This is a genomic window from Streptomyces sp. NPDC028722 (assembly GCF_040637655.1).
GTDB lineage: Bacteria > Actinomycetota > Actinomycetes > Streptomycetales > Streptomycetaceae > Streptomyces.
This window is the reverse complement of record NZ_JBEZWU010000019.1, coordinates 148204-172962: the sequence shown is the minus strand read 5'-3', so window position 1 is coordinate 172962 and position 24759 is coordinate 148204. Positions and strand designations below refer to the sequence as shown.

The 24759-nt window shown below is 72.8% G+C and carries 22 protein-coding genes; 10 read left to right on the top strand and 12 right to left on the bottom strand.

Annotated features, from left to right (window positions below):
- Positions 1-125: 125 nt before the first annotated feature.
- From opcA to tkt, 4 genes are read right to left on the bottom strand one after another with little or no spacing between them, the layout of a single operon-like run.
- On the bottom strand, positions 126-1052 hold the full coding sequence (gene opcA, locus AB0F03_RS26450) for a glucose-6-phosphate dehydrogenase assembly protein OpcA (RefSeq protein ID WP_361996228.1): 927 nt from the start codon (positions 1050-1052) through the stop codon (positions 126-128).
- The gene (gene zwf, locus AB0F03_RS26445; protein ID WP_361996226.1) at positions 1049-2635 is read right to left on the bottom strand and encodes a glucose-6-phosphate dehydrogenase; all 1587 of its coding nucleotides are present in this window, start codon (positions 2633-2635) and stop codon (positions 1049-1051) included. Before zwf ends, opcA begins: the two co-directional genes overlap by 4 nt.
- Positions 2635-3777 carry a transaldolase gene (tal, locus tag AB0F03_RS26440; protein WP_361996224.1) on the bottom strand — a complete coding sequence of 381 codons (1143 nt, stop codon included), beginning with the start codon at positions 3775-3777 and terminating at the stop codon, positions 2635-2637. Before tal ends, zwf begins: the two co-directional genes overlap by 1 nt.
- An 18-nt stretch (positions 3778-3795) precedes the next feature.
- Positions 3796-5871: a transketolase gene (gene tkt / locus AB0F03_RS26435; RefSeq protein ID WP_361996222.1), complete on the bottom strand. Its 2076-nt coding sequence runs from the start codon at positions 5869-5871 to the stop codon at positions 3796-3798.
- Between the two features lie 143 nt (positions 5872-6014).
- Between tkt and AB0F03_RS26430 the strand changes: the two genes are divergently transcribed.
- Both AB0F03_RS26430 and AB0F03_RS26425 read left to right on the top strand, forming a co-directional pair.
- Complete coding sequence (locus tag AB0F03_RS26430; RefSeq protein WP_361996221.1) at positions 6015-6947, top strand: AraC family transcriptional regulator; 933 nt, start codon at positions 6015-6017, stop codon at positions 6945-6947.
- Between the two features lie 137 nt (positions 6948-7084).
- The gene (locus AB0F03_RS26425; protein ID WP_361996219.1) at positions 7085-7372 is read left to right on the top strand and encodes a contact-dependent growth inhibition system immunity protein; all 288 of its coding nucleotides are present in this window, start codon (positions 7085-7087) and stop codon (positions 7370-7372) included.
- Positions 7373-7635: 263 nt separating this feature from the next.
- Here the strand turns inward: AB0F03_RS26425 and AB0F03_RS26420 are convergent, their stop codons facing one another.
- A complete protein-coding gene (locus AB0F03_RS26420) occupies positions 7636-9081 on the bottom strand; it encodes a glycoside hydrolase family 16 protein (protein ID WP_361996217.1) in 1446 nt (481 codons plus the stop codon).
- A gap of 311 nt (positions 9082-9392) precedes the next feature.
- Here AB0F03_RS26420 and AB0F03_RS26415 point away from each other — a divergent pair, with 311 nt between their 5' ends.
- Both AB0F03_RS26415 and AB0F03_RS26410 read left to right on the top strand, forming a co-directional pair.
- Positions 9393-9731 (top strand): nuclear transport factor 2 family protein, encoded by a 339-nt coding sequence (locus tag AB0F03_RS26415; protein ID WP_361996215.1) that lies wholly within the window; start codon positions 9393-9395, stop codon positions 9729-9731.
- A 162-nt stretch (positions 9732-9893) separates the two neighbouring features.
- On the top strand, positions 9894-11231 hold the full coding sequence (locus tag AB0F03_RS26410; RefSeq protein WP_361996213.1) for a 6-phospho-beta-glucosidase: 1338 nt from the start codon (positions 9894-9896) through the stop codon (positions 11229-11231).
- A gap of 10 nt (positions 11232-11241) precedes the next feature.
- Here AB0F03_RS26410 and AB0F03_RS26405 read toward each other — a convergent pair whose 3' ends face one another.
- On the bottom strand, positions 11242-12363 hold the full coding sequence (locus tag AB0F03_RS26405; protein ID WP_361996211.1) for an ATP-grasp domain-containing protein: 1122 nt from the start codon (positions 12361-12363) through the stop codon (positions 11242-11244).
- 277 nt (positions 12364-12640) lie between these two features.
- On the opposite strand from AB0F03_RS26405, the gene AB0F03_RS26400 reads away from it, so the two are divergent.
- Together AB0F03_RS26400 and AB0F03_RS26395 are read left to right on the top strand one after the other, a co-directional pair.
- Positions 12641-13546: a metallophosphoesterase gene (locus AB0F03_RS26400; RefSeq protein WP_361996209.1), complete on the top strand. Its 906-nt coding sequence runs from the start codon at positions 12641-12643 to the stop codon at positions 13544-13546.
- Complete coding sequence (locus AB0F03_RS26395) at positions 13494-14174, top strand: 4'-phosphopantetheinyl transferase superfamily protein (RefSeq protein ID WP_361996207.1); 681 nt, start codon at positions 13494-13496, stop codon at positions 14172-14174. The genes AB0F03_RS26400 and AB0F03_RS26395 overlap by 53 nt, the downstream gene beginning before the upstream one ends.
- Positions 14175-14583: 409 nt before the next feature.
- Here AB0F03_RS26395 and AB0F03_RS26390 read toward each other — a convergent pair whose 3' ends face one another.
- The 3 genes from AB0F03_RS26390 to AB0F03_RS26380 form a co-directional block, all read right to left on the bottom strand.
- Positions 14584-14811, bottom strand: a complete 228-nt coding sequence (locus AB0F03_RS26390; RefSeq protein WP_361996206.1) for a hypothetical protein — start codon at positions 14809-14811, stop codon at positions 14584-14586.
- 176 nt (positions 14812-14987) lie between these two features.
- Complete coding sequence (locus AB0F03_RS26385; protein ID WP_361996204.1) at positions 14988-15590, bottom strand: toxin-antitoxin system, toxin component; 603 nt, start codon at positions 15588-15590, stop codon at positions 14988-14990.
- A 13-nt stretch (positions 15591-15603) separates the two neighbouring features.
- Positions 15604-16260: a helix-turn-helix transcriptional regulator gene (locus AB0F03_RS26380; RefSeq protein ID WP_361996202.1), complete on the bottom strand. Its 657-nt coding sequence runs from the start codon at positions 16258-16260 to the stop codon at positions 15604-15606.
- A 240-nt stretch (positions 16261-16500) separates the two neighbouring features.
- Between AB0F03_RS26380 and AB0F03_RS26375 the strand changes: the two genes are divergently transcribed.
- The 3 genes from AB0F03_RS26375 (at position 16501) to AB0F03_RS26365 (ending at position 20700) form a co-directional block, all read left to right on the top strand.
- On the top strand, positions 16501-17172 hold the full coding sequence (locus AB0F03_RS26375; RefSeq protein WP_361996200.1) for a hypothetical protein: 672 nt from the start codon (positions 16501-16503) through the stop codon (positions 17170-17172).
- A gap of 564 nt (positions 17173-17736) precedes the next feature.
- Entirely contained in the window at positions 17737-19785 is a 2049-nt protein-coding gene (locus tag AB0F03_RS26370) for a phosphocholine-specific phospholipase C (RefSeq protein ID WP_361996198.1), read from the top strand.
- A 66-nt stretch (positions 19786-19851) separates the two neighbouring features.
- Entirely contained in the window at positions 19852-20700 is an 849-nt protein-coding gene (locus tag AB0F03_RS26365; RefSeq protein WP_361996196.1) for a phospholipid scramblase-related protein, read from the top strand.
- 84 nt (positions 20701-20784) lie between these two features.
- On the opposite strand, the gene AB0F03_RS26360 is transcribed toward AB0F03_RS26365, so the two are convergent.
- Together AB0F03_RS26360 and AB0F03_RS26355 are read right to left on the bottom strand one after the other, a co-directional pair.
- Complete coding sequence (locus tag AB0F03_RS26360) at positions 20785-21789, bottom strand: hypothetical protein (protein ID WP_361996194.1); 1005 nt, start codon at positions 21787-21789, stop codon at positions 20785-20787.
- Positions 21786-22586: a phosphatase PAP2 family protein gene (locus AB0F03_RS26355; RefSeq protein WP_361996192.1), complete on the bottom strand. Its 801-nt coding sequence runs from the start codon at positions 22584-22586 to the stop codon at positions 21786-21788. Before AB0F03_RS26355 ends, AB0F03_RS26360 begins: the two co-directional genes overlap by 4 nt.
- 246 nt (positions 22587-22832) lie before the next feature.
- On the opposite strand from AB0F03_RS26355, the gene AB0F03_RS26350 reads away from it, so the two are divergent.
- A complete protein-coding gene (locus tag AB0F03_RS26350) occupies positions 22833-23447 on the top strand; it encodes a TetR/AcrR family transcriptional regulator C-terminal ligand-binding domain-containing protein (protein WP_361996190.1) in 615 nt (204 codons plus the stop codon).
- Positions 23448-23584: 137 nt separating this feature from the next.
- Here AB0F03_RS26350 and AB0F03_RS26345 read toward each other — a convergent pair whose 3' ends face one another.
- Positions 23585-24646, bottom strand: a complete 1062-nt coding sequence (locus AB0F03_RS26345; RefSeq protein WP_361996188.1) for a DUF2510 domain-containing protein — start codon at positions 24644-24646, stop codon at positions 23585-23587.
- Between the last annotated feature and the right edge of the window lie 113 nt (positions 24647-24759).

Here is a 24759-nt window from a genome sequence, read left to right as displayed (position 1 = left end):
TGTACCGCTCCGCACGACCGGGATCCGACGCGAACAATTCCCGCAGATGCGGCTGACTCCGGGCATGATGGTCGGCCAGCGCCGTCCACTCGGGCCGGTGGGTGAGGTTCGGGTAGTCGGCCATGTCAGGCGTTCTCCTTGGCGGCCTCGCCCTGGAGGGCGACGGCGTACATCTCGTCGGCGTCGAGGCGGCGCAGCTCCTCGGCGATGAGTTCGGAGGTGGGGCGGACCTTCAGGGCGAGGGTGCGCGGCGGCTGGCCCGGCAGGGTCAGCGTGGCGAGGGGCCCTTCGGGGCGGTCGATTACGATCTCGCCGTTCTGGGTGCCGAGCCGTACGGCCGTGACGACCGGGCCGGGGCTGACCACGCGGTCGACGGGCACCTTCAGGCGGGCTTCCAGCCAGCGCGCCAGCAGTTCGGCGCTGGGGTTGTCCGCCTCGGCCTCGACGGCCGCCGAGGTCACCGTCACCCGGGCCTGGTCCAGGGCCGCGGCCAGCATCGAGCGCCACGGGGTGAGCCGGGTCCAGGCGAGGTCGGTGTCGCCGGGCGAGTAGGCGCGCGCGCGGGCCTCCAGGACCTCCAGGGGCCGCTCGACGGCGTACAGGTCGGTGATCCGGCGCTGGGCGAGCGCGCCGAGCGGGTCCTTGGCGGGGGAGTCGGGGGCGTCCACCGGCCACCACACGACCACCGGGGCGTCCGGCAGCAGCAGGGGCAGGACGACGGAGTCGGCGTGGTCGGACACCTCGCCGTAGGTCCGCAGGACGACCGTCTCGCCGGTGCCCGCCTCGGAGCCGACCCGCACCTCGGCGTCCAGCCGGGAGTGGGTGCGGTCGCGCAGCGTGCGGGCGTGCCGCTTGATGACGACCAGGGTGCGCGAGGGGTGCTCGCGCGAGGCCTCCTCCGCGGCCCGGATCGAGTCGTAGGCGTTCTCCTCGTCCGTGACGATGACCATCGTCAGGACCATGCCCACGGCCGGTGTGCCGATGGCGCGGCGGCCCTGCACCAACGCCTTGTTGATCTTGCTTGCCGTGGTGTCGGTCAGGTCGATCTTCATGGCCTGCGCCAGCTCCGTCCGTCTCGTGCGAGCATCTCGTCGGCTTCCCTCGGTCCCCAGGTACCCGAGGAGTACTGCGCCGGCCTGCCGTGTGTCGCCCAGTACTCCTCGATCGGGTCGAGGATCTTCCAGGACTCTTCCACTTCCTGGTGACGGGGGAACAGGTTGGCGTCGCCGAGCAGTACGTCCAGGATGAGCCGCTCGTACGCCTCCGGGCTCGACTCGGTGAACGACTCGCCGTAGGCGAAGTCCATGGACACGTCCCGGATCTCCATCGAGGTGCCCGGCACCTTCGACCCGAAGCGGACGGTCATGCCCTCGTCGGGCTGGACGCGGATGACGATCGCGTTCGAGCCCAGCTCCTCGGTGGCGGTGGAGTCGAAGGGGGAGTGCGGGGCCCGCTGGAAGACGACCGCGATCTCGGTGACCCGGCGGCCGAGCCGCTTGCCGGTGCGCAGGTAGAACGGGACGCCCGCCCAGCGGCGGTTGTCGATGCCCAGCTTGACCGCGGCGAAGGTGTCGGTCTTCGACTCGGGGTCGATGCCGTCCTCCTCCAGGTAGCCGACGACCTTCTGGCCACCCTGCCAGCCGGCCGCGTACTGCCCGCGCACGGTGTGCCGGCCGAGGTCCTCCGGCAGGCGCACCGACTTCAGCACCTTCAGCTTCTCGGTGAGCAGCGCCTCGGCGTCGAACGCGATCGGCTCCTCCATGGTGGTCAGCGCCATCAGCTGGAGCAGGTGGTTCTGGATGACGTCGCGGGCGGCGCCGATGCCGTCGTAGTAGCCGGCCCGGCCGCCGATGCCGATGTCCTCGGCCATGGTGATCTGCACGTGGTCGACGTACGACCGGTTCCAGATCGGCTCGTACATCTGGTTGGCGAAGCGCAGCGCCAGGATGTTCTGGACGGTCTCCTTGCCGAGGTAGTGGTCGATCCGGAACACCTGGTCCGGGTCGAACACCTCGTGGACGACCTTGTTCAGCTCCTCGGCCGACTTCAGGTCGTGCCCGAACGGCTTCTCGATGACCGCGCGCCGCCAGGAACCCTCCGGCGGACTGGCCAGGCCGTGCTTCTTCAGCTGCTGCACGACCTTGGGGAAGAACTTCGGCGGCACCGAGAGGTAGAAGGCGAAGTTGCCGCCGGTGCCACGGGAGGCGTCCAGCTCCTCGACGGCGTTCTTCAGCTGCTTGAACGCGGTGTCGTCGTCGAAGTCGCCGGGGATGAACCGCATGCCCTCGGCGAGCTGCTGCCACACCTCCTCACGGAACGGGGTGCGGGAGTGCTCGCGTACGGCGTCGTGCACCACCTGCGCGAAGTCCTGGTTCTCCCAGTCCCGGCGGGCGAACCCGACGAGGGAGAAGCCCGGCGGCAGCAGACCGCGGCTGGCCAGGTCGTACACGGCCGGCATGAGCTTCTTGCGGGACAGGTCACCGGTCACCCCGAAGATGACCAGACCGGACGGCCCGGCGATCCGGGGAAGCCGGCGGTCATCGGCGTCCCGCAGCGGGTTCACCCAGTCGGCGGCCGGGGCGACCGGCACGCGCACCTTCTCGGGTGCCTGGGCGGCGGGTGCGTTCTCGGTCATCAGGCGTCAACTCCCTTGCTCTTCAGGGACGCGGCGACGGCGTCCAGCAGGTCCTGCCAGGCCGCCTCGAACTTGGCGACGCCCTCGTCCTCCAGTTGCTGCACGACCTCGTCGTAGGGGATGCCGAGCCGCTCCAGGGCGGCCAGGTCGGCGCGGGCCCGCGCGTAGCCGCCGGTCACCGTGTCCCCGGTGATCACACCGTGGTCGGCGACGGCGAGCAGCGTGGCCTCCGGCATGGTGTTGACGGTGCCCGGCGCGACCAGCTCGTCCACGTACAGGGTGTCCTTGTACGCGGGGTCCTTCACCCCGGTGGACGCCCACAGCGGGCGCTGCTTGTTGGCGCCCGCGTTCTCCAGCGCGCTCCAGCGGTCGGAGGAGAAGATCGCCTCGTACGCCTCGTAGGCCAGCCGGGCGTTGGCGAGGGCCGCGCGGCCCTTGAGCGCGAGGGCCTCGTCGGTGCCGAGGGCGGTCAGCCGCTTGTCGGTCTCGCTGTCCACGCGGGAGACGAAGAACGACGCCACCGAGTGGATCGTGGACAGGTCGATGCCGCGCTCGCGGGCCTTCTCCAGGCCGGCCAGGTAGGCGTCCATGACCTCGCGGTACCGCTCCAGCGAGAAGATCAGGGTCACGTTGACGCTGATGCCGAGGCCGATGACCTCGGTGATCGCCGGGAGACCCGCCCTGGTCGCCGGAATCTTGATCATCACGTTGGGCCGGTCGACCAGCCAGGCCAGCTGCCTCGCCTCGGCGACGGTCGCCCCGGTGCGGTGGGCCAGACGCGGGTCGACCTCGATGGAGACCCGGCCGTCCAGCCCGCCGGAGGCGGTGTGGACGGGTTCCAGGATGTCGGCGGCGTCCCGCACGTCGGCGGTCGTCATCATCCGCACCGCCTCCTCCACCGTCACCCCCCGCACGGCGAGGTCGGCGAGCTGCTCCTCGTACCCCTTCCCGGAGCCGATGGCCGCCTGGAATATCGACGGGTTCGTGGTGACACCGACGGCGCTTCCGCTCGCCACCAGCTCGGCGAGGCTGCCCGAGGTGATCCGCTCACGGGACAGGTCGTCCAGCCAGACCGACACCCCCTCGTCGGCGAGGACCTTGAGGGCTCCCGGAGTCGCGATTGCTTCGGTCACAGTGATCATCTTTCTTTCGCGTCGGTATCAGGCGCGCGCGGCGGCGAGCGACTCGCGGGCCGCCGCGGCGACGTTCTCGGGGGTGAAGCCGAACTCGGCGAACAGGGTCTTCGCGTCCGCGGAGGCACCGAAGTGCTCCAGGGAGACGATGCGGCCCGCGTCGCCCACGAACCGGTACCAGGTCAGGCCGATGCCGGCCTCGACGGCGACCCGGGCCCGCACGGCCGGCGGCAGCACCCGCTCGCGGTAGGCGCGCGGCTGCTCCTCGAACCACTCCACGGACGGCATCGACACCACACGGGTGCCGATCCCCTCGGCCTCCAGCCGCTCCCGCGCGGCCACGGCCAGCTGCACCTCGGAACCCGTCGCGATGACGATCACCTCCGGAACCTCGGTCGAGGACTCGCGCAGCACGTAGCCGCCCTTGGCCGCGTCCTCGTTCGGCGCGTACACCGGCACGCCCTGGCGGGTGAGTGCGAGCCCGTGGGGGGCGGGGTTCGTGGCGTGCCTCCTCAGGATCTCGGCCCAGGCGATCGCGGTCTCGTTGGCGTCCGCCGGGCGGACGACGTTCAGGCCCGGGATCGCGCGCAGCGAGGCCAGGTGCTCCACCGGCTGGTGGGTCGGGCCGTCCTCGCCGAGACCGACGGAGTCGTGCGTCCACACGTACGTCACCGGCAGCTGCATCAGTGCCGACATACGGACGGCGTTGCGCATGTAGTCGGAGAACACCAGGAAGGTGCCGCCGTAGACGCGCGTGTTGCCGTGCAGGGCGATGCCGTTCATCGCCGCGGCCATGGAGAACTCGCGGATACCGAAGTGGACGGTACGGCCGTACGGGTCTGCGCCGGGCAGCGGGTTGCCCTCGGGCAGGAACGAGCTGTCCTTGTCGATGGTGGTGTTGTTGGAGCCGGCGAGGTCGGCGGAGCCGCCCCACAGCTCGGGCAGGACCGGGCCGAGCGCCTGGAGCACCTTGCCGGAGGCGGCCCGGGTGGCGACCGGCTTGCCCTCCTCGAACACGGGCAGCGCGTCCTCCCAGCCGGCGGGCAGCTCGCCCTTGCCGACCCGGTCGAACAGCTCGGCCCGCTCGGGGGCGGCCGTGCGCCATTCGGCGATCCGCTTGTCCCAGGCCGCGTGCGCCTCGGCGCCCCGGTCGAGCGCCCCACGGGTGTGGGTGAGGACCTCGTCGGCGACCTCGAACGTCCGCTCCGGGTCGAAACCGAGGACGCGCTTGGTGGCCGCGACCTCCTCCTCGCCGAGCGCGGAGCCGTGCGACGCCTCGGTGTTCCGGGCGTTCGGGGCGGGCCAGGCGATGACCGTGCGCATCGCGATGATGGACGGCCGCCCGGTCTCCGCCTGCGCGGTCCTCAGGGCCGCGTACAGGGCGGGTACGTCGATGTCGCCGTCCTCGGCGGGCTCGACGCGCTGGGTGTGCCAGCCGTAGGCCTCGTACCGCTTCAGCACGTCCTCGGAGAACGCGGTCGCGGTGTCGCCCTCGATGGAGATGTGGTTGTCGTCGTAGAGGAAGACCAGGTTGCCGAGCCGCTGGTGACCGGCCAGGGACGAGGCCTCGCCGGAGACGCCCTCCTCCAGGTCGCCGTCGGAGACGATCGCCCAGACGGTGTGGTCGAAGGGGGAGGTGCCCTCGGGGGCGTCCGGGTCGAACAGGCCGCGCTCGTAGCGGGCGGCCATCGCCATGCCGACGGCGTTCGCGGCGCCCTGGCCGAGCGGTCCGGTGGTGGTCTCCACGCCCGCGGTGTGCCCGTACTCGGGGTGGCCCGGGGTCTTCGAGCCGTGCGTGCGGAACGCCTTCAGGTCGTCCAGCTCCAGCTCGTACCCGGCGAGGAAGAGCTGCGTGTAGAGGGTCAGCGAGGTGTGGCCGGGGGAGAGGACGAACCGGTCACGGCCGGTCCACTCGGGGTCGGCCGGGTCGTGACGCATCACCTTCTGAAAGATCGTGTACGCGGCGGGCGCCAGGGCCATCGCCGTGCCCGGGTGCCCGTTGCCGACCTTCTGCACCGCGTCGGCCGCCAGAAGACGGGCGGTGTCCACGGCGCGCCGGTCGAGGTCCGTCCACTCGAAACCGTCGGAAGTCTGCGTCGTCATCTTCAAGAAGTCCTCGTTCAGTGCGATTGGCTGGCCGGACGCGTTCAAACTTAAAAGTCTGACTTTTTCGGGGGAAGGTCGGGGTGTGTCAGCCTGTGGTGAATCTGGGACAGTGATCGCGACAGGGATGGCACGAAACGGGCATGACCGACAAGAACGACGGGACACAGCACGCCGCCGGCGCCGGTACCGGCGACGACGGGACGACCGACCACGACGGGATCAGAACCCTCCCCTTCCCGGCCGACCTGGCCGTCGGCGGCGTCGGCCTCCAGATCGGACCGATGGGCGCGGACCGCACCTGGCACACCGACGCCCCCCTGCACCGCGTTCACCGCATCGACTTCCACGTGGTCATGCTCTTCACCGACGGCCCCGTACGACACATGGTCGACTTCGCCGAGTACGAGGCGACGGCCGGCGACCTGCTGTGGATACGCCCCGGACAGGTCCACCGCTTCTCCCGGGAATGCGTGTACCGCGGAACCGTCCTGACCATGCAACCCGGCTTTCTGCCGCCCGCCACCGTCGAGGCCACCGGCCTGTACCGCTACGACCTGCCGCCCCTGCTGCGCCCCGCCCCGGCCCAGCTCGACGCCCTCCAGGCGGCCCTGGACCAGCTGCGCCGCGAGTACGAGGACACCGCGACGCTCCCGCCCGGCCTTCACACGGCCGTGCTGCGGCACACCCTGACCGCGTTCCTGCTGCGCCTGGGCCATCTCGCCGCCAGCTCGTCCCAGGCCGGCCGGCAGCAGCCCGACAGCGCGTTCACCCGCTTCCGGGACGCCGTCGAGGAGGGCTTCGGTGTCCAGCACAGCGTCAGCGCCTACGCCGATGCCCTCGGTTACTCCCGCCGCACCCTGGTCCGCGCCGTCCGCGCGGCCACAGGCGAGACCCCGAAGGGCTTCATCGACAAACGGGTCGTCCTGGAGGCCCGGCGCCTCCTCGCCCACACCGACCTGCCGATCGGCCGCGTCGGAGCGGCCGTGGGCTTCCCCGACGCGGCGAACTTCTCCAAGTTCTTCCACCTGCACACCGGCCAGACCCCGGTGGCCTTCCGCGCGGAACTGCGCTAGCGACCCGGCCGGACAGTAGGAACGCGCGGGGGCGCCGGCGGCGGGAAGCCCGCCCTGGCCCGGCTGGTAGGCGGTGGGGGCGGTGTGGGTACCGTCGGCGGTCACGTAGGACAGCGGCACCACCACCCGGAGATCCGATGCTTCCCGAAGCGGTCGCGCACCTCGCCGGTGCGTACTTCCACCAGGACCACGACCTGGAGTACGACTCACCGGCGGAGGCGCTGGAGGACTACCGGGACGTGCATCCCGCGGACGCCGTCGGCGCCCTGCGCGTGGCGATCCAGGGCCTGCTCACCTCGGGCACGTCCGAGAAGGAGCTCGCCGATCTGTGGCTGGACGAGGGCGGGGCCTGCTACGACCCCCGTGACGACGGCATCTCCGTGACCGACTGGTTCCACACGATGCTGGCAGCCCTGGACCGGTGAAGGACGGCCGCCTTGACCGGCGCGACCGACGAAGTGGAGCGAGCCAGCTGTGATCTGGTGCCCGCGATGCGACCAGGGGCGGGTCACTCCTGCCCGGGTCCCGGGAGAGTCCGAGACGTTCCCGCGAACGTCGAGGTCCTCGAAGAGAAGCCGGGCGCGTGGAGCACGACGGGGCCCGCGGGAGAACCCCGCGGGCCCCGTCCGTGCCGGCGTGCACGGGTGGGCCGGTGCCGGTGCCGGTGCCGGTGCCGTTCCGTGGGCGGTCAGTGGCCGAAGTCGAACCAGTTCAGGTTGACGAAGTCGGCCGGCTGGCCGCTGGTGAAGGTCAGGTAGACGTCGTGGGTGCCCGTCACCGCACTGATGTTGGCCGGCACCGTCTGCCAGGACTGCCAGCCGCCGGTGCCGCCCACGGCGAAGCTGCCGACGGGCGCGTTGCCGCGGTTGTCCAGCCGTACCTCGACCAGGCCGCTGACCCCGCCCGTCGCGCCGCTCGCGACCCGGGCGGAGAACTGCCTCGCCGGTGTGGAGCCGAAGTCGACGCCCTTGTACAGCGCCCAGTCACCGTTGGCCAGGTAGCCGATGTCCTGCCCGCCGCCCGTGTCCGTGGTGGTCTCCGTGGCGACCCCGGACTGGCTGTCGTAGGACTCGGCCTGGATGGCGCTGTAGGCGTTCCGGTTGCCGGACGGCGGGGGAGTGGGGCCGCCCCCGCCGCCCGTGGACTGAAGGACCTGCACGTAGTCGACGGCCATCGGGTGGCCCGGCTCGGTCCCGCTGTCCGGGCCGCCGCCGAACGCTCCGGGGAAGCCGCCGCCCATGGCCACGTTCAGAATGAGGAAGTAGCCGTGGTCGGTGGCGTTCGCCCACGTCGTGGCGTCGACCTGGTTCGCCTTGACGGTGTGGAAGTTGACGCCGTCCAGGTAGAAGCGGATCTCCTCGGGGCTGGTCGAACGGTCCCACTCCATCGCGTACGTGTGGAAGCCCGCCTGGCAGGTGGTGCCGGTGCAGGGGGTGGAGCCGCCGATGCCGGTGGTCTCGTTGCACGGGCCGCCGGAACCGGTCCCGCAGTGCATCGTGGCCCAGTCGGTGTTCAGGCCCTGGACGTTCTCCATGACGTCCAGCTCGCCGATGCCCGGCCAGTTCCAGTAGTTCCCGCGGAACGGCGCGCCCAGCATCCAGAACGCCGGCCAGTAGCCCTTGGCGGCGGCACCGGTGACGTTCGGCAGCTGGATCCGGGCCTGCACCCGCAGCTTTCCACCGGCCGGGGGCCGGAAGTCCGTGCGGTTCGTCTCGATCCGGCCGGACGTCCAGTGGCCCGAGGCGTCCCGGCGCGGGGTGATGAGCAGGTTGCCGTTCCCGTCCAGCGCGACGTTGTTCGTGCTCGACGTCATCGTCTCGACCTCGCCGGTGCCCCAGTTCGCGGCGCCGCCGGGGTATGACGTACCGGTGTCGTACTGCCAGTCGGCGCTGTTGACGCCGGAGCCGGCCGCGCCGTTGAAGTCGTCCATGAAGACCTGGGTCCAGCCCGCGGGGGGCGCGGGCGCGGAGGCGCCGGCGGGCAGGGTGCCGGCGGTCACCGCGGCGACGGCCAGACCGAGCGTGCCGAGCGCGGCGACGAGCGCCTTGCGGACGGACCGCCGTCGGCCGGTGGGCACCGGGGTGCCGTGCGGTCTTCCGGCGGGTGGGGGTGGTGTTCCGGGGGTTTCGCTCATGGGTTGCCTCTCTGGGTACGGCGAGACGCGCGGGTGTCCTGAGAGCGCTCTCAAGGATGCGGCCAATGTGCTCCCCGCCCCCGCGACCGTCAAGGGTTGAAACAGATAAACGCCTTTCGCGGCCCGCGAGTTCACCGGATGAAGCCGTCCCTGCCGTCCCTCCCGGCCGGTGGCGCGCCGCCCGCCGCCCGGCGCGCCCGTGCGGGCGCCTCCCGGAGTCCCGGCGCGGCACCCCGTGGCACGGCCCGCCCGCGGCCCGTGCCCGGCTTATCGTGGCGGGGTACGGTCACCCTCCCCACCGAGGACAGCGCATGAACGGGTCTCCCGCCGGCGTCGTCGAGGCGGCCTTCCGGCACTACCGGGCACAGGACCGCGCGGCGGCACTCCCCCTCTACGCCGACGACTTCACCTTCACCAGCCCGCAGGACGACCACATCGACAGGGCGGCGTTCTTCGCGCGCTGCTTCCCGACCGCCGACCGGTTCACCGACCAGCGCATCCTGCACCTCGTCGCCGCGGACGAGGAACTGGTCCTCGTCCACTACGAGTACGAGCTCGCCTCCGGCGGCCGGTACCGCAACGTCGAGGCCGTCACCGTGCGGGACGGTCACATCCGGGAGGTGCAGGTCTTCTTCGGCGGGGCGGTGTGAGCAGGTGGCGGACGGCGGGTGCCGGCGCGGCGCGGGGTGACGGCGGACGGCGATAGGGTCCCTGGCATGCCGGCGGGACGACCGGGACCGTGCGGCGGCGCCGCGCCCGGCCCCCGGGACGGACGCGGCGGGAGTCCCGGGAGACGGGCGAAGGGGACGGGTGTGAAGCTGACGATTCTGGGCGGCGGCGGGTTCCGGGTGCCGCTCGTGTACGGAGCACTGCTGACCGACCGCGCCGAGGGGCGGGTCACCGACGTGGTCCTCCACGACCTGGACGAACGCCGGCTGTACGCGGTGACCCGGGTGCTGGCGGAACAGGCCGCCGGCGTCCCCGACGCGCCCCGGGTGACCGCCACCACCGACCTGGACGAGGCCCTGCGCGGCGCCGGGTTCGTCTTCTCCGCGATCCGCGTCGGCGGTCTGGCGGGACGGGCGGACGACGAACGGGTCGCGCTCGCGCAGGGCGTGCTCGGACAGGAGACGGTCGGCGCGGGCGGGATCGCCTACGGCCTGCGCACCGTTCCCGTCGCCGTCGACATCGCCCGGCGCGTGGCCCGTCTCGCCCCGGACGCCTGGGTGATCAACTTCACCAACCCGGCCGGACTGGTCACCGAGGCCATGTCCCGCCACCTCGGCGACCGCGTCATCGGCATCTGCGACTCGCCGGTCGGCCTCGGCCGTCGCATCGCCCGCGTCCTCGGCGCCGACCCCGGGGAGGCCTTCATCGACTACGTCGGCCTCAACCACCTCGGCTGGGTGCGCGGGCTGCGCGTCGCCGGACGCGACGAACTCCCGCGGCTGCTCGCCGACCCCGCGCTGCTCGGCTCCTTCGAGGAGGGCCGGCTGTTCGGCGCCGACTGGCTGCGGTCGCTCGGCGCGGTCCCCAACGAGTACCTGCACTACTACTACTTCAACCGGGAGACCGTACGCGCCTACCAGGAGGCCGAGCGGACCCGCGGTGCCTTCCTGCGCGACCAGCAGGCCCGGTTCTACGCGGAGGCGGGCGACCCCGAAGTCTCCGCCCTGCTCGCCTGGGACCGCACCCGCGCCGAACGCGAGGCCACCTACATGGCCGAGAACCGGGAGAGCGCCGGCGCCGGCGACCGCGAGGCCGACGACCTGTCCGGTGGATACGAGAAGGTCGCCCTCGCGCTGATGCGGGCCGTCGCCCGCGACGAGCGCACCACCCTCATCCTCAACGTCCGCAACCGCTCCACCCTGTCGGTGCTCGACGCCGACGCCGTCATCGAGGTGCCCTGCCTGGTCGACGCGAACGGCGCCCACCCGCTGTCCGCGGACCCGCTCCCCGGCCATGCCACCGGCCTGGTCTGCTCGGTCAAGGCGGTCGAACGCGAGGTGCTGGCCGCCGCCGGGTCCGGGTCCCGGGCGACCGCCGTGAAGGCCTTCGCGCTGCACCCGCTGGTCGACTCGGTCACCGTGGCCCGCCGGCTGGTCGAGGGCTACACCGCGGTCCACCCGGGCCTGGCGTACCTGGCGTGAACACCCGCGCCTACAGCGGCAGCGCCTGAGCCGCCTCCGCCGCCCGTACGGGCGCCGGCACCGCGGGCAGTACCGTCTCGCCGGCACCCGACCGCTGCCGCGGCAGCGTCACGGGCGCGAGCGGACGCGGACCCGACACCACCGTGTAGTCCTGCCCGAGGAACGGCGGCTCGATCACCCCGGGGTCCTCGCCCAGCGCCAGCCGCACCGCCGCCCAGGGCGCGTTGACGCCGCACAGCGCCAGCTGGTGCAGGCCGCCGGCGGGACGGGTGTTGACGTCCAGCAGCACCGGACGGTCACCGAGCATGCGGAACTGGATGTTGGACAGATGGTGCAGCCCGAAGCCCTCGGCGATCAGCCGGGCCGGTTCCAGCCACCGCTCGTCCAGGGTGAAGCCCCGGCGGCGGCCGTTCTTGGTGCGGCCCACCGCGAGCCGCAGCCGGTTGTCCGGCCCGGTCAGGCAGTCCACGGACACCTCCGGCTGCTCCAGGCGCGGCATCACCAGCCAGTCCACCGGCTCCTCCGCCCGCCGCAGCGCCTCGACCACCGGACCGAGCTGCACGGACGGGCCGGGGAAACCGGCGAGTGCGGCCAGTGAGAGGGGAGCCCGGGTGATCACCCGGAAGCCGACCCCGCCCGCACCGGCGGCCGGCTTGAAACAGACCTGGTGGCCCGCCGCCTCCAACTCCTCCACGGCCGCGAGGAGTTCGTCCGCAGTCCGGACCCGCCGCCACGGCGGCACCGGGACACCCACCGAGCGGACCGCCTCGTACGCGGTCGCCTTGTCCTCGAACACCGCCAGCGCCTCGGGGGTCGGTGCCAGCAGCGCCGTACCGGCCGCCGCGAAGTCCGCCCGGTGCGCGACGACCGCCGACTGGTGCAGCCGGGGCACGAACACGTCGATGCCGCGCCGCGCGCACTGGACCAGGGCGTACTCGACGTACGCGGCCGGGGACAGTCCCTCGGGCTCCAGCTCGGCGGTGTCGGCGGCGGCCAGTACGGGGGAGTCCGGGTCGCCGTGCGTGGCATGGATCTCGACCGCCCGGTCGCTGGGATTCCTCCGCAGCTGATCCATGAAGAACACGTTCTCCGCGTACGTGCGGTTGAGCCAGACGCGTACGCGTGAGGGCATGCGGGCCACCTTTCGGAGGTGTGCGGGCAGGGCGGAGCGGCCCGAGCCCGGGCAGGAGGGAGGAAGGGTCACCGAACGGCCCCGTGCAGGGGAGAAGAGGGAGGGCGCTGGTGTCGGGGCGATCATACGGCTTTCAAGTGCCCAGGCGTGCCACGCGCGTGTTACGGAATCGGACCGTCCGCCGCAGCGGTACGACACGCGGCCGGGGAGCCTCTTGTCCGTTGCCCCGCGCATGTGTTGTTGTGGTGCCATCGGATGATCGGAAGGGGCGTGCGGGGTGGAGTCGACGGCCGGGGCCGGACAGCTGCTGGCCATCAGCGACCTGCACATCAGTTACCCGGACAACCGCGCCCTGGTCGACGGCATGCGCCCCCGGAGCGACGACGACTGGCTGATCGTCGCCGGGGACGTCGCGGAGACCGTCGCCGACATCCGCTGGGCCCTCGGCACCCTCGCGAAGCGCTTCCGCAAGGTGCTGTGGGCGCCCGGCAACCACGAGCTGTGGACCCACCCGAGCGACCCGGTCACCCTGCGCGGCGCCGCCCGCTACGACCACCTCGTCGAGGTGTGCCGGGAGCTGGGCGTGGTGACCCCCGAGGACCCGTACCCGGTGTGGCGCGGCGCCGGCGGTCCCGTCGTCGTCGCCCCGCTGTTCCTGCTGTACGACTACTCGTTCCTGCCGGCCGGCTGCGCCACCAAGGCCGAGGGCCTGGCCTACGCGGAGAGCACGGGCATCGTCTGCAACGACGAGTACCTGCTGCACCCCGACCCCTACCCGACCCGCGAGGCCTGGTGCCGGGCGCGGGTCGCCGAGACCGAGCGCCGGCTCGCCGAACTGCCCGAGGACCTCCCGACCGTGCTGGCCGGCCACTATCCGCTGGACCGGCACCCCACGGAGGTGCTGTGGCACCCCGAGTTCGCCATGTGGTGCGGCACCCGGCTGACCGCGGACTGGCACCGCCGGTTCCGGGTCGCCACGATGGTCTACGGCCATCTGCACATCCCCCGCACCACCTGGCACGACGGAGTCCGCTTCATGGAGGTCTCCGTGGGATACCCCCGCGAATGGCGCAAGCGCCCGGATCCTCCGGGAAGGCTGCGCCGCGTCCTGCCGATGGAGGTCCACGCAGGTGATCGAGGAGCTGCTCCCGGAGTCGGTCGTGGCCGTGGAGGCGCACGCTGACGACCCCCTGTGGGACTCCCCGCTCTACCCGGCCGAGGAAGCGCTCGTCACCCGCGCGGTGACCAAGCGGCGCCGCGAGTTCGCCGCCGTCCGGGGCTGCGCGCGGCGCGCCATGGAGAAACTCGGCGTGCCGCCGCAGCCCGTCATCAGCGGCGAGCGGGGTGCTCCGCGCTGGCCGGACGGCCTGCTCGGCAGCATGACCCACTGCGACGGCTACTGCGCCGCCGCCCTGGTCCGCGCCACCGACCTCGCCTCACTCGGCATCGACGCCGAGCCGCACGGCCCGCTCCCGGACGGGGTCGGCCGGTCCGTCTTCCTGCCCGCGGAGGCGGCGCGGCTGGACCGGCTCGGCGAGCAGCGGCCCGCCGTGCACTGGGACCGGATCCTGTTCAGCGCCAAGGAGTCCGTCTACAAGGCGTGGTTCCCCCTCACCCGCAAGTGGCTGGACTTCTCCGAGGCCGACATCACCCTGCACCCCGAACCCGGCGGCGAGAGCCACGGCACCCTGAGCGCCACGCTCCTGGTGCCCGGGCCCGTGGTCGACGGCCGGCGACTGCGGGTCTTCGAGGGCCGGTGGACGGTGCGCGACGGGCTGGTCACCACGTCCGTGGTCATCCCCCACACCTGAGCCCAACCGCCACCACCCGGCCGCCCCTGACACCCGGTCACGGCCGCCCCCCGGCGACACCGGCCGGCCCACCGCGGCCACCCGTGCGCCTCCGGCCACCGTGCGGCCGTGCCGGCGAGTCGGCCACCTTGGAATCGGGCGCCGTGCGGCCGTGCCCGCGCGTTCAGCCGTCGTGGACATCCCCGATGGAGTCTGGGCTGGCGCCGTGCGGCCGGGCCCGTCCGTTCGGCCGCCGTGGTCGCCCCCGAGCGGTCGGGCGCCGTGAGGCCGGCCCTTCCCGGGCGGGCGCCCGCCGCGTGCGGGCGTGTCCGTGCGGCGGGCCGCGGCCAGAGTATCCCCGCGCGCCCCCCGCCGCCGGGGCCCTTGGTCCGCCCGGGACACGGCGGCGGCGCGGGAGTCGCCCGGGCGCTCAGGCGTGCGGGCCCCAGTCGCGCAGCAGCCGGAAGAACTGCTCCTCGTTGCCCGCGAGTCCCGCCCGGGCCAGCGCCCGCTCCGCCTCGGCGAGCACGGTGGGCGGGACGACGGTGGGCCGGCCGTCCTGCGGCGGCCCGTCGAAGGCGGCGCGCACCGTGTGGAGCAGCCGCAGATAGGCCTGCACGGCGGTGCGCTCGCGGTCGGTCAGTACGGCGGTGGGCATCGGTCGGCTCTCCCCGAGTAGGCGTCACGGTCACGCGCCCCGCGGCGCGCACGGACCCAGCTTGCCGCCCACCACTGACAACGCCGTCCGGCTCGGCCCGGGTTCGCCCGCTCAGCGGACGCGGAACCGCACCACGGCGCGACGGGACACCAGGGCCGCCCGTCGGCGGAGCCGGCTCAGGCCTGCGGGTACGGATATCCCAGGGAGGCCCCGATACGGCCGGCCACGCCGTCCCGCCGTGCCGGGCCGCGCGGCGCCGAACCGGCGAGCAGGGTGCGGCACTTGCTGGCCAGCAGCAGGCCGAAGGACTCGGCGTCCCGCTCCTCGGCGAGGTCGAAGCGGCTGCGGGCGGCGGCCCGTCGCACCGTGGTCCGGCCCACCGCGGCCCGTCGCACCGTGGTCCGGCCCACCGCGGCCCGGCGCGCCGTGCGCCCGGTGTCCTCGCCCAGCGGCCGGATCGTGGCGCCTGCGCCGTCCACGGGGTGCCCGCAGTGGCCGGCCTGCACATGCCACAGCTCATGGCCCAGGATCACCAACTGGTGTTCCGGGGCGGTGCGTTCCTCCACGACGACGACGTCCCGGTCGGTCAGGTACAGCCACAGTCCGCTGGCCGTGCCGGGCGGGAAGACGGCCGTTCGGAATCTCACCGGCCGGCCCCGGCGGCGGCTCATCGCCTCGCAGAGCGCCCGGTACAGCTCGTCCGGCGGTGCGGGCACGGGGAGCGCGAGCCCGCCCACCAGCTCGTCGCACAGCCGGCGCGTGTCCCTGCCGATGCCCACGGTCCTCCCCTGCTCACGACTCGGGCCGTTTGACACTCTCCAGCAGCATGTCGAGCCACTCGGCGACCTTGTCCCGGTGCTGGTCGGTGGGCAACTGCGCGGCCCGCCAGGCGATTCCGCGCACGCCGTGGTCCTGGAGCAGCCGCTCCAGCGGGTCCTCGGGGTCCTGGGTGGCGGCCCGCTCCCGGTCGGCGAGCTTCTGGAGCAGATCCTGCTCGGTGCGCTGCAACGCGCCGGCGAGGGCCTCGGGGTCCTCCGCGGTGAGGAAGCCGGCGTGCACCCGGAAGAAGCGCTGGAGGGCGTCGCAGTGCTCCATGGTGGGCCGCCGGTCGCCGTTGATGAGGGCGCCGGCCTGCTGCCGGGACATGCCCGCGCCGTCGGCTATCTCCTGCTGGGTGTAGCGGCGTCCGCCCGGTTTCAGCCGGGTGCGGCGCAGCAGGTCGAGGCGTTGCAGGAAGCGGGCCTGGACGTCCGGTTCACCCGCGGGCCGGCCGCTGAGCAGGGCCCTGACCACCGCCTCCGGCACACCGCAGGCGACGGAGAGCCGCCCGACGTCGAAGACCTCGGTGTGCGGTACACCGAGCCGGTCGGCGAGCGCGGTGACGCGGGCGACGACGGCCGGCAGCTGGGCGGTCGCCGAGGCGCCCGGATCCTCGTAGCCATCCGTCACCGACAGAACTCCTACGTCTCTCGAGGGCTTCAGATGCGTCCGTGATTCTCACGAGCGGTCGCCGTGAACTTCCCGGAGAGTAGCGGGTGCCTCGAACTCACATCCAGGTGTCGCCACAACTGTGGCGAATTTCAGCCGTGAAGCGGCATGAAATGCCACGATAGTTGACACGACTCTTGCTGGGCAGCAGGATCGCATCGCCGCGTGAAAGGCCGCAGAGGCAAGAGGGGTGACCTCCCGATGGCACATCAGGCAGGAGGGCAGCGGCCGGCACCGCGGCCCGTCCCCGACACCTGCGAGACCCAGGCGTACCTCCAGGACTACGCAGCACTGCTGGAATTTCTGTCCTGCCCGTCCCTGGTCGTCGACCGCCACTGGAACGTGGTCATGGCCAACAGTGCGTTCGAGACACTCTTCCGCGGTGTGCGCCCCCATCCGACGGCCATGCCCGGCGACAACTTCCTCCGTTTCGTGCTGTTCCACCCGGACGCGGGCGAGGTGCTCGGCGAGCACGAGCCGGGCTGGTGCCTGCCGATGCTGGCCCAGCTCCGCTCAGCCCTGGAGACGTGCGGGCACGACCACGAACTCCAGGCGGTCCGCCGGGACATCGCCCAGGACCCGATCATGGAGGCCGCCTACCGGCAGGGCCTGCCGCACTGGATCCGGGCCGTCGGTGAGGCCGGAAGCCGCCTCGACGGCGCCGTACGCCTCCTGCTCCACCCGGATCCGCGCCGCGGGCGCACCGAGTGCCGCATCGTGGAGGAAGCGCCGCAGCCGCTGCGGGAGCTGGGCTACCGGCGCCTGTCGATGGTCCTGCGCGACCCCCGCAGGCCCGCCACCCCGGTCCGCCGCCCGCGCCGCCCCCGGGGCGCGGCCACGCACCTGACGGTCGTCGCGTCCCCCGACAGCTGACCCGGCACCGCCGGCGTTCAGGTCGCCGGCGGCGCCGGGCCGGCACGAGCGACCCCTCTCGCCCGGCTGCCGGGCAGGCCCCCCTCGCCCGTACGGCGGGCGGGCCACGCCCTCCCTCGCCCGTCCCCTCTCGCGCGCCCGTCTCGCACCCGCACGGCCGGTCCACCCTCTCTCCCGTACGGCGCCCCGCCCCTCCCCGCAACACTCACCCACCCGACGGGCAGTCCGGCGCGCTGAACGTGTACGTCAACGGCACCCGGCTCGCCCGGACCCTGCCGGTCACCTCCGAGTACTCCTACATCGACACCGGCTGGATCACCGGCGCCCGGGCGAGGCACCGGGGGCGGGCCGCGGCCGGTCCGCCCCGCTGCCTCACCCGCCCGCGACGGGGTGTCGGCCGGCGTCCCCGGCGCGCGCGTCCCGGCTCCACTCGTACCGCCGACTTTCACGCGGGCGCCACCGGAGACTTCCCTGACGTTTGCTGCTCTTGGAACACTCGCTCCGCGCACATTCCGTCAACTGACCGGTTCGCGGACGTACGTCAGGACGAGAGGACCCTCACCCATGCCCGAAGTCAACCGGCGGCGCTTCCTCCAAGTGGCCGGTGCCGGCACGGCGTTCAGCGCGCTGGCCGGCAGCGTCCAGCGGGCGGCCGCCCTGCCCGCCCACTACGGCACCGGATCACTGGACGACGTGGAGCACATCGTCGTCCTGATGCAGGAGAACCGTTCCTTCGACCACTACTTCGGCTCGCTGCGCGGAGTCCGGGGCTTCGGCGACCCCCGTCCGGTCACCCAGAACGGCAGGTCCGTCTGGAAGCAGTCCGACGGCACCAAGGACATCCTGCCCTTCCACCCCGACGCCGACGACCTGGGCCTGGCCTTCATCCAGGACCTCCCGCACGGCTGGAACGACGGACACACCGCGTTCAACGGCGGCAAGTACGACAAGTGGGTGCCCGCCAAGTCCGCCACGACGATGGCGTACCTGACCCGCGACGACATCCCCTTCCACTACGCCCTCGCGGACGCCTTCACCGTCTGCGACGCCTACCACTGCTCGCTGATCGGCTCCACCGACCCCAACCGCTACTACCTGTGGTCGGGTTACACCGGCAACGACGGCAAGGGCGGCGGCCCGGTCCTCGGCAACGAGGAGGCGGGCTACGGCTGGACGACGTACCCCGAGCGCCTGGAGCAGGCCGGGGTCTCCTGGAAGATCTACCAGGACGTCGGTGACGGCCTGGACGCGGCCGGCTCCTGGGGCTGGATCAACGACGCCTACCGCGGCAACTACGGCGACAACTCGCTCCTCTACTTCAACCAGTACCGCACCGCCCGGCCCGGAGATCCGCTGTACGACAAGGCCCGCACCGGCACCGACGCCCGCAAGGGCGAGGGCTTCTTCGACCGGCTGAAGGCGGACGTCCAGGGGGCGCGGCTGCCCCAGGTCTCCTGGATCGTGGCCCCCGAGGCCTTCACCGAGCACCCCAACTGGCCCGCCAACTACGGTGCCTGGTACGTCTCCCAGGTACTGGACGCGCTCACCTCCAACCCCGAGGTGTGGGGCAGGACCGCGCTCTTCATCACCTACGACGAGAACGACGGCTTCTTCGACCACGTGATCCCGCCCTACCCGCCGGCCTCCGCCGCCCAGGGCCGGTCCACGGTGGACCCGGCGCCCGACCTGTTCAAGGGCGACGGCAGCCATGTCGCCGGACCGTACGGGCTGGGTCAGCGGGTGCCGATGCTCGTCGTCTCCCCCTGGAGCAAGGGGGGTTACGTCTGCTCCGAGACCTTCGACCACACCTCGGTCATCCGGTTCATCGAGCGCCGCTTCGGTGTGCGCGAGCCGAACATCTCACCCTGGCGGCGGGCCGTCTGCGGCGACCTGACCAGCGCCTTCGACTTCTCCCGCCAGGACACGGCCCCGGTCGCGCTGCCCTCCACGAGCGGCTACCGGCCGCCGGACAGCGCCCGCCACCCGGACTACGTCCCCAAGCCGCCCGCCCACCCCGCCCTGCCCGTGCAGGAGCCCGGCAGCCGGCCCACCCGCCCGCTGAAGTACGCGCCGACGACGGACGGTTCCGCGGACACCGCGGCGGGCAAGTTCACGCTCACCTTCGCCTCGGGGGCGCAGGCGGGCGCCGTCTTCCTCGTCACGTCCGGCAACCGCACCGACGGCCCCTGGACGTACACCACGGAGGCCGGCAAGAGCCTCTCGGACACCTGGAACTCCGTCTACTCCGGCGGCACCTACGACCTCGCCGTGCACGGCCCCAACGGCTTCCTGCGCGTCTTCAAGGGCCGCAACAAGGTCGCCGGCCCCGAGGTCACTGCCCGGCACGCGGGCGACGACATCCAGCTCACCTTCACCAACAAGGGCTCCGGCACCGTCGGACTGACGCTGACCGACGGCTACGGCGGCAGCCCCGTCGCGATCAGCGTGCGCCCCGGCGCGACCGTCAGGCGGACCGTCGGTCTGGCGGCGAGCAAGCGCTGGTACGACCTGACCGTCACGTCCGAGGCCGACCCGGTCTTCCTGCGGAGCTTCGCCGGCCACGTCGAGAACGGGCTGCCCGGCGTCAGCGACCCGGCCATCGTGACGGGCTGAACGGGAGATGAACACCGCTCCGTGCGGACTGGTCAGGTACCGGTCAGAGCAAGATAGTGTGCCCCGGTGACCACGCAATCAAACACCCCGGCAGGCTGGTACCCGGATCCGCACGGGGCGGTCCAGACGCTCCGTTACTGGGACGGCGCGCAGTGGACCGAGCACACCAACCCGGCTCAGCAGCCCACCGGACAGGTTCCGCCGCAGCAGGCCCCGGCCCAGCAGACCGCTTTCCCGCAGCAGCAGACCACCGACAGCAAGGTGCAGCGGCAGGTGCAGCGGCAGGCCGGCGTCACGGCCGGCAGCCCCGGCGGCGGCACCCTCTTCACCGAGCCCGTCCTGGTCGTGAACCAGAAGGCCAAGCTGATCGAGCTGACCAACGAGTACACGGTCATGGACCAGAACGGCCACCGGCTCGGATCGGTCACCCAGGTCGGACAGGGCGTACTGAAGAAGATCCTGCGCTTCGTCTCCAGCCTCGACCAGTTCATGACCCACAAGCTGGAGATCCGCGACGCCTACGGCCAGCCGCAGCTGCTGCTGACCCGCCCCGCGAAGATCTTCAAGTCCCGGGTGATCGTGACCCGCCCGGACGGCTCGCCGGTCGGCGAGATCGTCCAGAAGAACATGATCGGAAAGATCAACTTCGCGATGACGGCGGACGGCCGGCAGATCGGCGCGATCAAGGCGGAGAACTGGCGGGCCTGGAACTTCGCGATCGTCGACCACGCGGACAATGAGGTCGCCCGGATCACCAAGACCTGGGAAGGCCTCGCCAAGACGCTGTTCACCACCGCGGACAACTATGTCCTCCAGATCCACTACCAGCTCCCCGAGCCGCTGCTGAGCCTCGTGGTGGCCACGGCGCTGACGGTGGACACCGCGCTGAAGCAGGACTCACGCGGCTGGGGCTGACCGGCCGGGCGGAACAGGTACGGCGACGGCGGCCGGTGCACGCGGATGTCCTCCGCCCGCACCGGCCGCCGTCGCCGTACCCGGTCACAGTGCCGTGAGATGCCCCGGCTGCTCCGTCCGCCGTGGCAGCAGCACCGGCTCGGGCGTCGCCGTCCCGGGCTCCAGGGCCAGCACCGCCGCCACCGGATGCTCGTCGTGCTCGTCGGGGCCTTCGTGTTCCCGGAGTTCTGGTCCGGCGTGCCGTCCGGGTTCCTCCGTGCGGCCGGGTGCGGGGGCCGCCCGCGTCAGCAGCACCACTCCCGACGCGGCCAGCGCCGCACCGGCCAGGGCCAGCAGCACCCCGCCGGCGCCGCCCTTGAGGCCCTGCCCCAGCAGGGTGAGGCCGATCACCGCGGCGGCCACCGGGTTGGCGAGGGTGACGACGGCCAGCGGGGCGCCGAGGCCGCCGCGGTAGGCCGTCTGCGACAGCAGCAGGCCGCCCACGGCGAACGCGGCGACCAGCACGGCCACCACGATCACCTCGGTGCCGAGCGCCGGTCCGGACCGGTCCGTGGCCGCGACCGTCACCGTCTGGGTGAGCGCGGAAGCGACACCGGAGGCGAAGCCGGACGCGGTCGCGTGCCGCAGGCCCGGCCGGGCGCCGGGCCGGGACAGCAGTCCGATGGCCGCGGCCGTCGTACCGGCGACCGCCAGGGCCTCGCTCAGCGACAGCACCCGGGCGGGCGCGGGGCCGGAGGCGGCGACGAGCAGGGCGCCGAGACCGAGCAGGGTCAGTGCCGTACCGCGCCACTCCACCGCGCTGACCCGCCGGCCGGCCGCCCGCGCGCCCAGGGGCACCGCCGCGACCAGGGTGAGGGCGCCCAGCGGCTGGACGACGGTGAGCGGGCCGTACTTCAGGGCGACGACGTGCAGCAGTGCGGCGACGGCGTTCAGGCCGACCGCGGACCACCAGGCGCCGGTGCCCAGCAGCCGCAGCAGCCCGGTGCCGGCGCTGCGCGCGGCGAGGCGTTCCTGGGCGACGGCGGCCAGCGCGTAGGCGACGGCCGACACCAGGGACAGGGCCAGGGCGGTCACTGCGGCGGCGCTCATCGGACCGCTCCCGCCAGGACGGGCTCCGGCGTGGCGAACCGGCCGGCGCCGCGCCCGGCCGTGGCGGCCGTGTGCCGCGGCGGATGGATGACCGCGAGGGCCAGGCCGAGCATGACCGTGGCGACGAGGGCGTCGAGCCAGTAGTGGTTCGCGGTGCCGGTGATCACCAGCAGGGTGAGTGCCGGGTGCAGCAGCCAGAGCGGACGCCACCGGGACCGGGTGGCGGCGATCAGGCCGACCGCCACCATCAGCGCCCAGCCGAGGTGCAGCGACGGCATGGCCGCGAACTGATTGGACAGGTGGTCGCTGGACGGCGGGCCGTACACCGACGGCCCGTAGACCCGCGCGGTGTCCACCAGGCCGGTGCCGGTCAGCATCCGCGGCGGGGCCAGCGGGAACGTGAACGGCAGCACCAGGGCGGCCGTGGTGACGACGGCGAGGACCCGGCGGGCCCAGACGTAGTGCGCGGGCCGCCGCACGTAGAGCCAGACCAGGAAGGCGAGCGTGGCCGGGAAGTGGACGGTCGCGTAGTAGGTGTTCGCCAGGCGGACAAGGGTGTCGCCGTGCAGCAGCGCGGACTGCACGGCGTTCTCGTGCGGGAGGTGCGCGGCCCGCTCCAGGTGCCACACGCGGCGGGCGTTGTGGAAGGCCTCGGCGGTGTGCCCGACGGCCAGCCGACGGCCGAGCTTGTAGACCAGGAAGAGCCCGGCGACCAGCAGGAACTCACGTATCAGGGGCGGGCGTGCCGTGGTGTCCGGCTCCGCCTTCGCCCCCGCAGGCTCGGTTCGGGCATTCATCCCCCGGCCCCTTCGCTGACGGTGGTGCGTGTGGTGGTGCGTGCGTGTCCCGTGTCAGGTCCTGCCGGACCCGGAACTGATCGATACGTTTCCGTACCGATACGCCAGTGTACCGATACGGTTGGGTACCGGTACACTGGCGTATCGATTGAGGTGCGACACACTGGAGACAGGCCCGGACACCCGGCCCCGCCGCAGTGGGCCGCGCAGCCGGACAGGCCGTACACGAGTGAGGGGTAGCAGCGCATGACGTCGCAGGCCGCGGACGAACCGGAGACGGTCGTCGCCTCGCGCCGCTCCAAGATCACGCCGGAGCGTGAGCGGGAGTTCTTCGACGCCGTGCTGGAACAGATCCGCGAGTGCGGCTACGACTCCGTCACCATGGAGGGCGTCGCCGCCAGCACCCGGTGCAGCAAGTCCACGCTGTACCGGCAGTGGAAGACCAAACCGCAGTTCGTCGCGGCGGCGCTGCGCGCCAACCGCCGGGTCCGGTTCGCCGGCATCGACACCGGATCGCTCGCCGAGGACCTGCGCCGGGCCGCGCGGGCCGCGGGCGACTGGTCCGGCAAGGACACCCGGCTGCTCCAGGCCCTCGGGCACGCGGTGACGGCGGACCAGGAACTGGCCCAGGCGCTGCGCGAGGCGCTGGTCCTGCCCGAGATCGCCGCGCTGGAGGAGATGCTCGCCCGGGGCGTGGCCCGCGGCGAGGTCCCCGCGCAGAACCCGGCGCTCGCCTACGTGCCCGCCATGATGTTCGGCGTCCTGCGGGTGCGGCCGGTGCTGTGCGGCCAGTACGCCGACTCCGACTACCTCGCCGGATTCGTGGAGGCCGCCGTGCTGCCCGCGCTGGGACTCACCTGAAGACCCAGGCCGCCGTTCACGGGATGACTGAACGGTGACCTGACCGCGCCGCACCGTGGGGACGGGGGCGGCGCGCACCCCCGGCCGGGTGGGGTTCCTCTTGAGCGGAGAGGAATCCCACCCGGCCGATCCGGGTCTCAGACGTCCTGGCCGTTCCCGGTGCCGGACGAGACCTTGATCCCCTTGACGATCTCGTCGATCACGGACACCCGCTTGCCGACGTCCACCCCGAAACGCACCAGGACGAACTGCCGGGGGTCGTTGGGCGAGGGGAAGGCGACCGATTCGACATAGCCGTCGGCGCCCTTGCTGGTGACCGCCTTCCAGCGGACCAGGTAACCCTTCTGCCCGGCGACCGTCACCGCCTCGGAGGCCAGCACCTTGTGCGAGGTGATGCTGCCGTAGGTGGTGCCGCCGTACGAGTCCTTGGCGTTGGCCGCGATGTCCGCCTCGGCGACCTTCTCGGCCGTGTCGGCCCCGCTGCCCAGCCCCATCACCGGGGCCGTGGAGGCGCCGCCCGCGGTGCACGTCTTGGTGGTGTCGCCCGGGCACTTGTAGGAGTCGTCGGAGTTCACCACCACGCCGGCGCGGGTCGTCTGACCCGTCCAGCCCTTCGGCACCGGCAGGCTGATGCCGCTGACCGGGTCGGACACCGTGCCGCCGCCCTGGACCTTCGGCGGAGCGGACCGGTCCGGCGACGGCGAGGCCCCGCCGGACCCGCCCGAACCACCGGGTCCGCCGAACGGTCCGCCCCGGCCGCCGTCCTGCCCGCCGGCCGGGCCCCGCCGCGAGCCCGCGCGGTCGCCGTCACCGCCGTGCCCGGCGAGGACGTACACGCCGACCCCGATGCTCGCCAGCACCGCGGCCGTCACCGCGACGGCTATGCCCGTGCGCAGACCGCGCCGGGAGCCGGCCGGCGGCTGGGCGGGATACACCGGATATCCCGGATGGGCGCCGTACCCCGCCGGGGCCGTGGGCGCCGGACCGGCCGGCAGCCCGGGGTGGGCCGGCTGTCCGGGAGGGGCCGGCGGCGGGCCGCCGTCCGCCGCCGGCTGCGGCGGGGGACCCCACGAGGCGGCCGTGCCGGCGGGGCGGGTCCGGTCCGTCCAGGCCTTGCCGTCCCACCAGCGCTCGGTGGGCGGACCGTCATGCGTCTGCCCGGGGTCGGGATACCACCCGGGAGGAGTCACCTGCGTCATGTCCCCACCGTATGAGGCGACGGTGAAAGGGGGATGAGAGGATCCGCGGCCGATCCCCTCAATAGGCACATTCCGCCCGAGATTTCCCCGCGTCCCGTCCCGTCCCACCGCTC